Below are 12,397 nucleotides of genomic sequence, written 5' to 3' on the forward strand. Positions count from 1 at the left end.
CCCGGGCACCGCACCGCCCGGGGGCTGCACTGCCTGGGCACCGCACCGCCCGGGGACTTGCGCTGCCTGGGCACTGCGTCGCCCGGGGACTTGCGCTGCCTGGGCACTGCACCGCCCGGGTACCGCGTCGCCGGGACTGCGTCGCCCGGGCACCGCACCGCCCGGGGACTGCGCTGCCTGGGAGCCTCCGTCAACGTGAAGTCGCGGTTCTAAGGGCTGGTGTGACTGATTCTCGGCATGCTCACGCTGGTCGTGGTCGGGAGCGGCGATGAAGATCATCTGTCAGTGGTTGACTTCGAGGTTCGTCAGCCACGGGCAGAGTTCGCAGAAGTCGGGTGGCGCGGGCGGGACCGGTACGGGGCTTGGTGAGGATCTGCCAGTTCTTGAGGTGGGCGAAGCCGTGCTCGACCGGTGCCCGTCCGATCGCGGGGAGGCGGTTGGCTTCCTTCTCGCCCGGGGTGAGCTGGTGAGTGCGGCTGGCGGTGTGGCCGGTGACAATCACGGTGTCGAGGATGTCGTTGTCCAGTCCGCGGAGGCCGAGGTCAGCCAGCGCCCCGGGGCCGGCGGCGCGCAGGTGGGCCAGGATGGGGTCGTGGCGGGCGGCGGTGTTGTGGTGGGTGTGGCCGGGCCGGGCGGCGGATCTCCGGATCAGGCGGCCCTTGTCGTGGGTCAGGGCGAGGAAGGGCAGGCCATGGCGGTGGTGCTTGCCGGAGTAGTTCCGCCGGTCGGCCTTCCCGGTGCGACGCTGGGTGCGGATGAGGGTGCCGTCGGTCAGGACCGCCTCTGCGGCCTGCCTGGCGAACCTTCTTCAGAGCGCGGTCCAGGCGCGGAGCCTGCGAGGCGAGCAGGGTGATCAGCTCGTCGCGCCAGCGGCGGACGGCGGACTCGGACACGTCGTTGCCGTCGGCCATGCCGGCCAGATCGGCCATGCCGGCCAGGCGCTGGTCGTGCCGCAGTACGGTCAGGGCGATCACCGTGGTCCTTCCGGGCGGCAGGATCCGCCGCCTGGAGCGGATCATCTTCAGAGGGCGTCGCAGTAGAGCGGCGGGGTGGCTGATGGTGCGCGTGGACAGAGGCAGACGGCACTGGTAGGCGGGTGCGCAGGCTTTCTCGGCAGGCTCTTTTGGTTTTCGTCACACAGCCCTCAACAGCCTCTGGAGGGCCCCCAGTTACGCCGCATCTCACCGTCTGCGACGTGGGAGGGTGGTCTTTGGCCCCCGTCCCGGTGTCTGCTGAAGCCGTTGAACAGGAGGCGGGGCACGGTTGGAGGCGTGAGTGAACGGCCCTGATATGTCCCGCGGTGCTCGTCTGGCCGCCCACGGCTCGGTTTCCACATCGCTGGCGCTGCGCAGTGACCGCAGTCTGCGCGAGTTCGTGGACGCCGGCGCACCGCTGGGGTCAGGCATCGGCGGGAAGAGGGTCCTGCTGGAGGTCGAGGGAACGCGGGTCTTCGTCAAGCAGGTGCGGCTGACCGATCTGGAGCGACGGCCGGAGCATGTTCACTCCACCGCGAATCTGTTCGGACTCCCGGCCTTTTGTCATTACGGCATCGGTACCATCGGCGCCCCGGGGTTCGGGGCCTGGCGGGAGCTGAGCGCGCACACCATGACGACGAACTGGGTGGTTGGGGGAGACTACGAGGGCTTCCCCCTGATGTACCACTGGCGGGTGATCCCAGACTCTGGCCGGCCGCTGCCCGAGGAACTGGCCGATGTGGATCGAGCTGTCGCCTACTGGGGAGGCGGACCGGCGGTACACCGACGGATCGAAGCTCTCCAGCAGTCCACGGCAAGCCTCGTGCTGTTCCTGGAGTACATCCCGCAGAACCTGCACGACTGGTTGGGCGTCCAGATCGGGGCTGGTGACGAGGTGGCCGAGCGGGCCTGCGCCATGGTCGACGACGAGCTGAAAGCCGGCATCTCGTTCCTGAACGCTCGCGGGCTTTTGCACTTCGACGCGCACTTCGAGAACATCCTCACCGACGGCCGGCAGCTCTTCTTCACCGACTACGGCCTCGCGGTCTCCTCACGCTTCGACCTCACACGGGATGAGGCCGACTTCTTCGAGGAGCACCGCACCTACGACCAGTGCTACGCCGTCACCCACCTGGTGAACTGGCTGGCCGTCGCTCTCTACGGATACACACCCGAAGAACGCAGGACGTTTGTGAAGGCGTGCGCCCAGGGGGTGCCCCCGCAGGGGGTTCCCGCGTCGGTCGCGGCGCTCCTTGTCCGTTACGCACCGGTCGCCGCGGTGATGGGCACCTTCTACCGCGAGTTTCAGCAGGAGAGCCGAGCAGTTCCCTATCCGCTGGCAACGATCTGCCGGATGGGGCGAAGCACGTGATGACCAGCAGCCGGTCACAGGCGGGTGGTGAACCGGCCGTCGGGTAGTTTCCGCAGCCGGCCGCGGTCGAGGAGTGTGACCAGCTTCCCGCGCCGCGGTTCCAGCTTGGGCCGGACGTTGATGTCCACTGCCGGCAACTCGCCGACCTGCCGGGCTGTGACCGGTCCTGCGGCCTGCCGCACGCTGGCGAGGATGCGCTGGTAGCCGGCGCGGAGCACGCTCTCCTCCACATCGGAGGTGCGGTGTAGGATCAGCATGACCGCCCGCCCGCCCACCTGCCCGCCCACCTGCGCGGGCACCGTCGAGGCCGAGACGCGCTCACCAGCGATCTGTTCGCTCACCCGCCCAAGGACTCGTTCGGCGACAGCGAGTTCGTCTCGCTCGGCCCGTACCTCCGTCAGCTGCTTGGCCAGCCGTTCTGCGAGTTCGTCCAGTTCCGCACGTCGCGCGGTGATCCGTTCCAGCAGTTCGGGATCATGCACGGATCGTAAACGGCCGCCTGACCCCAGCGAGCAGAAACCAGCGAAACGTCCGGCTCCGTCAGATGATCTACTCCGCAGACAACCGCCCACGACCAGTGTGCTCATTTCGAGAGCCGGTCACACCAGACCACTGACCTGCTTCTTCAGGGAGGCGGAGGCTCAGGGTCTCGCACCGTCTTGCACGGCAGGGCGGTGCGGTGTCTGGTACCGCGGTGCATGGCAGGGCGGTGCGGTGTTCGCGAGGCGGTGCCGTGTCGTGCTGCTGGAGAGGCTGTGTTCGAAGGGCTTGCTGGACTTTTCTCGGGCGGTGCTCGTCTCCTGGCGTGTCCGCGTGGCCTGGCGGGGTGTAAAAGTTTGCTCGTCGTCTCCTGGCGTGTCCGCGCGGTCCGGCGGGCCGGAAAGCGGGTTTGGCCCGCTCGGGCGTGTGTGTGCGGGCCGCGTACGCCGCCTCATGGCCGCGGGGCAGGGCATCGTGCTGGCGGGGTCGCTGCGCGGCGAAGAGCGCGGCGGCGTGTCCCCGTTCCTGCCGCTGTCCGGCAGGTTGCCGGTTGCCGGTTGTCGCGGGCCGGGTGGGCAGAGCGCGCCGGCGGCCGCAGCCGCTGCCGGCCGGCTGCGGGCACTGCCGGCGCCTGCCGGCGGTGCGGGCCCGCGCCCGGTGATCGCGGTGCGAGGCCGGGCCCGCGAGATCGGCCCGGGTGTCTTGGGCTGCGTGGTTGAGCGCACCCTCTTCCGGCTCAGCGGTTGGCGGCGCCGGCGCATCGGCGGGGGAGTGCCGCGATGACATCCACGAAGCCTTCCTCCCACCCGCCGCCCGCCTGATCACCGCACCCGCCGTCCGGCTGATCGCCGCACTTGCCGGCCGCGTGATCGCCGCGCTCGCCGTCCGCGTGATCGCTGGTCGCGGTGTGTACGGGGTGTGGCGGGTCTTTTTAGTCGGCGGCGGCGGTGGGCCAGCGTGCCGTCAGCAGGTGGTGTCCGGGGGGCGGTCCGGGCAGGTCGGTGGGCGGTGCGGCGGCCAGGCCGCCCAGGGCGATCGCGATCAGGCGGCGCCGGGCCGCCCGCGCCTCGGTGGTGAGCGCGTCCTGGCCCAGTTCCTCGATCTGTTCGACCAGGGGGGAGCGGCCCAGCTGTTCGATGAGGAGGAGGACGTCGGTGGCCGTCACGTCCCGGCGGAGTGCGCCACAGGCGTGCGCGCGGTCCACGAGCGCGGCGAAGTCCCGGTCCGCGGTGGAGGCGAGATCGGCTGTGGGCGGGGGCAGTGAGGTGAGTTTCCGCAGCGGAGCGAGGGTGCCCTGGCCGTACTCGACGCTCTCGGTCACCAGGTCCTGCAGCCCCTGCCAGGGGTCGGGGTGCTCGGCGGCGGTGCGCACGGCCGCGTTCCACTGCTGGTTGGACAGCACCAGCAGCCGCTCGTACAGGGCTGTCTTGCTGCTGTAGCGGCGGTAGAGCGTGCCCATGCCGACGCCGGCGGCCTCGGCGATCGCGTTGACCGAGGCGCGCTCGCCGTCGCGGGCGAAGACCGTGCGGGCGGCCCGCAGCAGGGCTTCGTCGTTGCGGGCGACCTCGGCCTGGCGGGCCAGCTGCCGTTTGGAGACGTTCATGCCCGCCATCCTAGACCTTGCGGAGCGATTTGCTCCGCAGTACTGTCATCGGTGTGCGGAGCAGATTGCTCCGCACTGAGGGGGTGGAGGATCCTGTGAACCCGAACAAGACGGTGCTGGTCGCCGGAGCGACCGGACACCAGGGCGGCGCCGCCGCCCGGGCGCTGCTGGCCGACGGCTGGAACGTGCGGGCCCTGGTGCGCGACACGGACGCGGCCCCGGCCCGCGCCCTGGCACGGGCCGGGGCGGTGCTGGTGCGCGGCGATCTCGATGACGCGGGCTCCCTTGCCCGGGCTGCCGCCGGCGTCCACGGCGTGTTCAGTGTCCAGCCGCTGGCCGTCACCGAGGAGGAACTGGCCACCGAGGTCCGCCGCGGCATCGCCATGGCGGACGCCGCCCGGGCCGCGGGGGCGGCGCACTTGGTCTACAGCTCCGTCGACGGGGCCGAACGGGCCACCGGCATCGGCCACTTCGAGTCCAAGGCCCGCATCGAGGAGCACCTCGCCGCCACCTTCCCGACGGCGACGGTCCTGCGGCCGGTGTTCTTCATGGACAACCTGCTGGGGTACGCCGAGGCCGGTGCCGCCGGTGAACGCGTCATGGAGCTGCCGGTGATCGCGGGCCGGCCCCTGCAGATGATCGCCGCGGCGGACATCGGCCGGATCGCCGCCGCGGTGTTCGCCAGACCCGGGACCTACCGCGGCGCCCGGCTGGCGATCGCCGCAGACGCGATCAGCTTCGAGCAGGTGGCGGCCATTTACGAACGGGTCACCGGTGTCCGCACGCGTGTGGTGGCCCAGCCGATCCAGGAGCGGATGTACGAATGGTTCGCCGAGGACGGCTACCGGGCCGACATCCCCGCCCTGCGCGCCGATTTCCCCTGGCTGCAGCGCTTCGACGCCTTTCTGGAAGAGGCCCTGGCCCCGGCTCATGCCCGCACCTGACTCGCCCTGACTCCCCCCTTTTCTCCCGCCTGCACGACCGGAGAGCGAGACCGCCGTGAACACCGAAGACGCTCCGTGCGCCGACGCCGGCGCCCTCGCGCAGGCCGTGACGGCCGTCGAGAGGGCCCGGCGGGCCAAGGACGCCGAGGGTTTTTTTGTCCCTGTTCCCTCCCGGCGCACTGTGGACGGCCGCCCACGGCAAGGTTCTGGCCGGTCTTGAGGCCATCGCCGCATTCACCCGCGCCGTGCTGGCGAAGGACGACTGGGACGCAGAGGTCACCTACGAGGTCCTCCACACCACATTCCTGCGACCGGACGTGGCAGCCGTCAAGGTCAGGCAGGTCTGCCACGCGCCCGACGGCGATGGGCAGGGCGCCCCGCTGTATGTCATGACCAAGCGGGCGACGGCACCTGGCTGCTGCACGCCTGCCAGAACACCCCGGTCCGATCCGGCTGAGCAACACCACCGCGCCGGGACACGGCGCGGCGGCAACGGGAACCGCAGCAATACCACTTGAGGAGTGCACTGTGTCCGCGCGCGTAAATCTTATGGGCGACAAGATCGCCGGCAAGGCCATGAAGGGCATCAACACGGCGAGCATGGCTGTGATCAACAGCGGCCTGCTGCCCCAAGCCACGATCGACCTGGTGCTGTTACGCGTGAGCCAGGTCAACGGTTGCGGATTTTGCACCGACATCCACGGCAAGGACCTGCTGCACGCCGGGCAGAGCGCCACCCGGGTGAACCTGGTCGCGGTCTGGCGCGAGGCCACGGTCTTCACCGAAGAGGAACGGGCGGCCCTTGAACTGGCCGAGCAGGGAACCCGGATCGCCGACGCCGCCGGCGGCGTGCCGGACGAGGTGTGGGCGAACGCCGCCAAGCACTACAACGCGGAACAGCTGGCCGCGCTGACCTGCCTGATCGCACTGATCAACGCCAGCAACCGGCTCGGTGTCATCGCCGCTGTGCCGGGCGGCAACTACACACCCGGCCAGTTCACCGGATAGAAGGAGGGCGCCGGCCGCCCGCGAAGGGGGCTGCGCCGATCGGCGCAGCCCCCTTTCGCGCCGATGCCGTACCTGCCCGCCCGGCTCCCCTGCCGATGCCGTACCTGCCGGGCCGGCACCCCGTTGCGGGCAGGAGCGTTGGAGTGGTGGTCGGCCGCCTGGCGCCGGGCTCGCGTCGAGCCGGGGGGGCCTCGTCGAGCTGGTGGTGGCTGATCTGGGCCTGGCCCTCGAAGCCGAGAACTGGGTGGCTGATCTGGGCCTCGCCCGAAGCCGAACAGGGCTGGGGGCCGGGCCGTCACCGGACCACTCCTCCTCCTGAGGGCCCCGGGCCGTCCACCCGCTCGTCGGCGTCCGCTCGCCAGGGTCCGGCCGGCAAGATGACGCAGGCGATGTGCATGCTCGCGCACCACGTCACCGCGGCGGTTCCGCCACAACGGCCGGCAGCCGCCGATGCCAGAAGCGAACCTCGCCTCCTCCCGGCCCACCTGCCCCGCGCCGGGGGCCCGACTTCGCCCTGCAGCGGCGTGCCGAGCAGCAGCAGCGTGTGAGGAGTGGCCGGGGGGAGGGGGGAGGGGGGAGGCCGGTATGCCCGTGGCGGGTGCTGGGCCGGCGTGGGGAGCAGCCCCGGGGTGTGTCCTGCGATCACGCCGGGCCCGCGGCTGCTGTGTGTGGGGGGCGGTCACCTCACGAGGTGGAAAGGCGTGGAGCCCGTGCTTGCCGGGGCGAGGGCATCGGGGAGCATGAAGCATGCTCCCCGATGGCTGGCACCTCACCCACGGCGTCGAAGACTTCCTGGCCCGGGCGGGAGACTTCCTGCGCTCACGCCCTGCCCTGCACAGCATGCCGCTGACGGACCTCGACAAGCTGCGAAGACACGGGGCGGCCGGACACGACGCCGGCGTCCCCGTCCTGGGCCGCCTGGAGGCAGGAGGCGAAGTCCGCGCGGTCTTCTGTCTCACCGCGCGCGGCCGCCTGGCCCTCACCCGCCTGTCTGCCGGGCAGGCCGACACCCTCGCCGCTCGCCTGGCCCGCCTTGGCCACCGGCCCTCCCACGTCATCGCGGATGACGCGACCGCCGACGCTTTTGCCGCGTCCTGGCAGCGGCACACGAGCGCAGCGCCGGTACCTTTCTGGCGGGCGCGTCTATATCGTCTCGGCACGCTCACCCCGCCGCAGCCGCGCCCGCAGGGCCAAGGACGCATCACGGGCGCGAGGGACCGTGAGCAAGTCGTGCGCTGGTGCCGTGAGTTCTGTGCCGACGTCGGGGAGCAGCCCTCCATCGACTTGATCGACGCCGGCTCCTGGGACGACTCACGTTTCGGCGACCGGCACTTCACGTTCTGGCAGACCCCGCACGCCACTCCTGTCTCGATGGTGGCTGCGACCTCGGTGGTCGGCGGTATGGTCCGGTTGGATCCCCTCTACACCCCGGCCCGTTTCCGGGGCCGCGGTTACGCGGGAGCCGTGACGGTCGCGGCGAGCCGGGCTGCGCTGACCGCGGGCGCGAGGGACGTCGTTCTGTTCGCGGACCCGGACAACCCCACCAGCAATGCCCTCTACCGGCGCATCGGATACGTCCCCGTTGCTCATTTCACCGGGTACACGTTCTCGTGAGCATGCGGAGATCCGGCCGGGGGCAGTTCGTGTCTCCCCGGGCAAGCTGAGGGCCCTGTCGCTCGCCCGCGTTGCTCATCCTCGGATCGAGGGTTCTCGCACCGCTCCTCCCGTTCACGCACCGCGCCGGGGCATGCGTGTGACGGTCTTGTTCGGGGGCGGCTTCTTGACGTCACAAGGACTGTGACGTCAGCGCCGCACCTGGCGCCACTCGCCAAGTGCGGCGCTCCCCCAGTCGGCAGCCGGCCGTGCAGGCGGCTCCAGCGCAGGCGGCTCCTGCGCAGGTGGCTCCCTGAGGTCTGAGGCGCTGAGTGCTTTCCCAGCCCGGAAGGCGTCAGCAGTCAGCAGTCAGCAGTCAGCAGCAGCGCGGCATCGTCGTCCGGCAGGACACGGCGGTGTTTCGCCCCGCGGTGCACGGCACGGCAGGGCAGGGCATCTGGCGGCGGTGCGCCGCCTCACCTTGTCTTGCCGGGCAGTTGAGGGGGGAGGGAGGGGGAGGGGGCCGTGTGCCGTCGCCTTGTGGTGCGGGTGCGGGGGCTGGTGCGGGTGGCGCAGGGGGCGCGGTGTAGGGGCATGAGCTCGGCCGGCGGCTGGTGCGAGGGGGTCTGCTGCGGGCAGCAGGAGGCCGACGGGTGCGGCGGGGTGGTGGCGGTGTTCGGCCCTTGCCGTGGCCGTGTCGTCGGTTCGCGGGCGCGGTGTTCGGCAGGGAGTTCGTTTTCGTGCCGGGTGCCGGGTGCCGGGTGCCGGGTGCCGGGTGCCGGGTGCCGGGAGTGGTGGGGTGTGCCGGCGGGAGTCCGCCTGTCCCGGTCTGCCGGGGCCCGGGCGGAGAGTGGAGTGGTGTCCGGGCGGCCGGCACCGTGTTCCGGGCGGGGGCTGCAGGTCGTGTTCCGGGCGGGGGCTCGCGTGGGCCCGGGTGGGCTGGGGCCGTGTTCCGCACGGAGGGTTGCGTGGTGTTTCGGGCGGGCTTGAGTGGTGTGCGGGTGGGGATCGAGCGGGCGGGGTGATGGTGGGCTGGTCCGCTGCCGGTTCTGGCGTGCGGGGGCGCCGTCGTCCACCGCCTTGCGGGGGTGGGGGTGTGGCTGGGTGGGGGGTGGGGGTTTTGGTGAGGGGTGTGGGTGTGCAGCGGCTGGTGCGGGGGGTGGAGGTGGCCGCGCCTGCGCAGGTCGTCTACGCGCTGATCGCTGATCCGGAGCGGTGGCCGTTGTTTTTGCCGCGCACCGTTTATGCCCAGCGGCTGGATGCCGACGGGGTGGATGAGCGGGTGCGGATGTGGGGGCTGGCCGAGGGGCAGGTGATGGCCTGGACGTCGGGGCGGGTCCTGGACGGTGCGGGCCGGCGGATCACGTTCCGTCAGGAGCTGCCGGTGGCACCGGCGGAGTCGATGGCCGGCTGCTGGCAGGTGCGGGAGGTGGCGGTCGGGCGTTGCCGGGTGGATCTGGAGCATGTGTTTGCTGTCGCGCCCGCCCGGCCGCAGGATGCGGCCTACCTGCGTGAGGTGGTGGAGGCCACCAGCCGTTCGGCGCTGGAGAGTCTGCGTTTTTGGGCCGAGCGGTGGTCCCGGCTGGGGGAGGTGTCGCTGTCCTTCGCCGAGACGGTGCGGGTCAAGGGGCCCGCCGAGCTGGTCTATGGCTTCTTGTATGAGGTGGCCGACTGGCCCGGGCAGGTTGCGCACGTGCGCCGGGCCGTCGTGGAGGAGGACTGCCTGGGCATCCAGAAGGTGGCCCTGGAACTGGCCGCGGCCGAGGGCGGCACGCCCACGGTGGCCGGCATCCGTATCTGTTTCCCGCACGCCGGGCGCATCGTGCACAAGGCGACCGTGCCCCGCCCGCTGCTCGCCGCGCACTGCGGCGAGTGGTCGGTGCTGCCCGACGAGTACGGGGTGAGCGTCGTGTGCCAGCACCACGTCCTGCTGCGCGAGGACACCATCGAGCAGGTCCTGGGCCCCGGCGCGGGCCTGGCCGAGGCCCGCCGCCAGGTCCGTGCCGCCCTCACCCACGAAAGCCGCCAGATCCTGCGAGCGGCCCGCCGCCACGCCGAATCCGCCATCCGCACCCTGTAACCCGCCCCGCCCCGCCCGGCCGCGGGCACCTCCTTCGGCCCGCCCCGCCCCGCACCCGGCCCACCCTCCGTTGCCCGCCCGGCTTGGCCGCGCCTCTTCGGTCCGTTGTGCACTCGCCCCCGTCCCGCACCCGGATGAACCACCCGCACCTGGCCCACCCTTGTTCCCCGCACCGCCACCCCCGCCCCACCCCGCCCTCCCCTGCCCGCCGGGCGAGCACGGGCCCCCGGCCTCCACCTCAACTAGCCGTTCGTGGCGCCAGCGGACCACGCGGGCCTCGGTCTTATAGGAGAGCTCAGGCGGCTCGCGCGTTGCGAGAGGTCACCACGCAGTGGGCTCGTACTACGAACACCAGCGAGGGATCACGCAGGAGGGTGGTGGCGTCCACGAAGACGCGAACGCCGCCGATCTTCTCAGGGGCATCGCGTGCCGGCTGTGTCATAGACATCCGCCCGGCGTCCACGAGACCGCCACCACCCCAACAGCACCAGACCGTGCGCCGATCTACGTTGAGGCGTTACTCGCCCGGCTGCCCTAGACGTCACGATCCGGTACTCGAACATCCCGAGGAACACTCGCTCCCTCGGAACGCCCTTAGCGACGGATTAGCTGTGTCATGGGCCAATGAGCCGGGCCGGAAACCGAAGCGGGAGCCGGCCCGAACCTCCACACCGCCCCCGCCCTGCACCGGCCGAGTCTTCGCGACCTTCCGCCGGCCTGGCCCCGCCTCCGCCTGCCGCGCCGCGGATGAAACCTCAACGAGGCCGAGCACACGGAACGCCTCAACCACCGTGTTCCAAGAGACTGTTGGGCATCCCTCGGGGGTTGCCGGTCCGCCCTCGCCGGTCCGCCCTGTCCTGTCCGGCCCGGCCCTGGTGCCACGCCGGACGCTGCCCCTGCCCCCCCCGGCGGCCGTATGCGGGTCGCACGGCGACGGGTGAAACAGCGCCGCCCTGACACCGGCGACCGGCCCGTCCCCGCTCCGGCGCGAGGCCACCACCTCCGCTCGCCCCCAACACCCCCGCTGCGGCAAGGCGTTGGGCCTTGGGGTGAAGGTGGACTGCGCCGCCCCCGGGCCCTGAGGGGTCCGCCGGCCGGTAGGGGCGCCGCGCCCCCAAGTGCCGCCCCGTGGTTCGGCCGCCGGCGGCCCGGCCGGGCAACTGGCCCGCGCCTGCCTCGATATGAGGACACCCCGCCCGCAGGCTGGGCCCGGGGTGTGAGGAGGGCCGGGTGACCCCATGCCGGAGAGGGGCCGGGCCGGCTGCCTGCCCTGCCAGCCCTGCAGCGGTTAGGTGAACCGCGCGGCCACGGCTAGGGCCAGGGTCAGGGCCCGGGTGGGGGGAGGAGGGGGGGCTCATGTTCCCTGGAGGGGCGGGCCGGTTGCCTGCCCGCCCGGGGTGAGGCGGTCGGCCGTGCGGTCGGCATCAAGGGCGAGGGCGGGAAAGGGGCGGGGCAGGGGAGTGGCCCCTGTGCGGGGCGGCGTGGGCCGGTTGCCGCACCCGGGGTGTTTCGGCCCCGGGCGCCCGCCGGTGGTGGCCCCGCCGTCCCGCCCGGCCTCACCCTCGGGGCGGGGCGGATGCGGACCCGCAGGCTCCGCGGGCCGCCTGGCGCCGCCCCCGTAATCCCGCCACCTACCCCACCCCGCTCCGTGACCTACGTCACTTTCGGAGGCCCTTGGTGCGAGGACGGCATCCGTGTCACTATTTCCGCACGACTTCCCTGCCCAAAGCCGGTTCTGAGGCGGTGGGTTGAGCGTCGTATCGCCGCCCTGTACGGGCTGTGCCGAGTCCAGGCCCCCGCGGCGCCGCACCCCCCGATCGCAAGGTTTGCGCCCGTATGCCGTGACGCCCGGTGTCTCGGCCCGCAGGTCGCGAGCCACGGTGGGAGCTTCCCCCGGCGCCTGGCGCCACCTGATCCGCACCCGGCGGGAGACGGGGTGCGCGCGGCCCGACCGCCTCCGCATCCAGCCGAATTACCCGGCGACCGCACAGTGCGACCCAGGCAGCCCCCGCTCCACCCCTCCTGCCCCTGCCCGCATCTTCCCCTTCCCCGCTTGCCGCTCGCCTCCTCCCGCTTGCCTCTTCCGTTTCCTTCTTCCCTTCTCCCCCCGGACGGCCCGCCAGGCCGGCCCGGAGCCGGGAAGAGGGGCGGAGCGGGGGCGAGGGGCGAGGGGTGAGTGAAGGGAGCGGGGCGCGGCCGAGGGGGAGTGGCATCGGGGCGGCCCGCACCGTCTGTTCCGGCCGCATGGCCGGCGCGCCGCACGGCCGGACACCGCCCGCCGGACACCGCCCGCCGGACACCGCCCGCCGGACACCGCCCGCCGGACACCGCCCGCCGGGCAGG

The 12,397-nt window shown here is 72.1% G+C and carries 8 protein-coding genes and 1 pseudogene; 6 read left to right on the top strand and 3 right to left on the bottom strand.

The window, feature by feature from the left end:
• Positions 1-241: 241 nt before the first annotated feature.
• Complete coding sequence (locus tag AB0N81_RS12215; RefSeq protein WP_365357840.1) at positions 242-775, bottom strand: transposase family protein; 534 nt, start codon at positions 773-775, stop codon at positions 242-244.
• A gap of 500 nt (positions 776-1,275) precedes the next feature.
• Between AB0N81_RS12215 and AB0N81_RS12220 the strand changes: the two genes are divergently transcribed.
• Entirely contained in the window at positions 1,276-2,346 is a 1,071-nt protein-coding gene (locus AB0N81_RS12220; protein ID WP_365357687.1) for a protein kinase family protein, read from the top strand.
• A gap of 14 nt (positions 2,347-2,360) precedes the next feature.
• Here the strand turns inward: AB0N81_RS12220 and AB0N81_RS12225 are convergent, their stop codons facing one another.
• Positions 2,361-2,828 (bottom strand): hypothetical protein, encoded by a 468-nt coding sequence (locus tag AB0N81_RS12225; RefSeq protein ID WP_365357688.1) that lies wholly within the window; start codon positions 2,826-2,828, stop codon positions 2,361-2,363.
• A gap of 929 nt (positions 2,829-3,757) precedes the next feature.
• Positions 3,758-4,429: a helix-turn-helix domain-containing protein gene (locus AB0N81_RS12230; protein WP_365357689.1), complete on the bottom strand. Its 672-nt coding sequence runs from the start codon at positions 4,427-4,429 to the stop codon at positions 3,758-3,760.
• Positions 4,430-4,524: 95 nt separating this feature from the next.
• Here AB0N81_RS12230 and AB0N81_RS12235 point away from each other — a divergent pair, with 95 nt between their 5' ends.
• From AB0N81_RS12235 to AB0N81_RS12255, 5 genes and pseudogenes are all read left to right on the top strand, one after another.
• Positions 4,525-5,373, top strand: coding sequence for an NmrA family NAD(P)-binding protein (locus AB0N81_RS12235; RefSeq protein WP_365357690.1), 849 nt, complete (start codon positions 4,525-4,527; stop codon positions 5,371-5,373).
• A gap of 55 nt (positions 5,374-5,428) precedes the next feature.
• Positions 5,429-5,830: pseudogene (locus tag AB0N81_RS12240) on the top strand (SgcJ/EcaC family oxidoreductase).
• A gap of 71 nt (positions 5,831-5,901) precedes the next feature.
• Complete coding sequence (locus tag AB0N81_RS12245; RefSeq protein WP_365357691.1) at positions 5,902-6,381, top strand: carboxymuconolactone decarboxylase family protein; 480 nt, start codon at positions 5,902-5,904, stop codon at positions 6,379-6,381.
• Positions 6,382-7,128: 747 nt separating this feature from the next.
• Positions 7,129-7,995 (top strand): GNAT family N-acetyltransferase, encoded by an 867-nt coding sequence (locus AB0N81_RS12250; protein ID WP_365357692.1) that lies wholly within the window; start codon positions 7,129-7,131, stop codon positions 7,993-7,995.
• Positions 7,996-9,112: 1,117 nt separating this feature from the next.
• On the top strand, positions 9,113-10,054 hold the full coding sequence (locus AB0N81_RS12255) for an SRPBCC family protein (protein ID WP_365357693.1): 942 nt from the start codon (positions 9,113-9,115) through the stop codon (positions 10,052-10,054).
• Positions 10,055-12,397 lie beyond the last annotated feature (2,343 nt).

The sequence above is a fragment of the Streptomyces sp. NPDC093510 genome (assembly GCF_040683555.1).
In the GTDB taxonomy this organism is placed as follows: domain Bacteria; phylum Actinomycetota; class Actinomycetes; order Streptomycetales; family Streptomycetaceae; genus Streptomyces.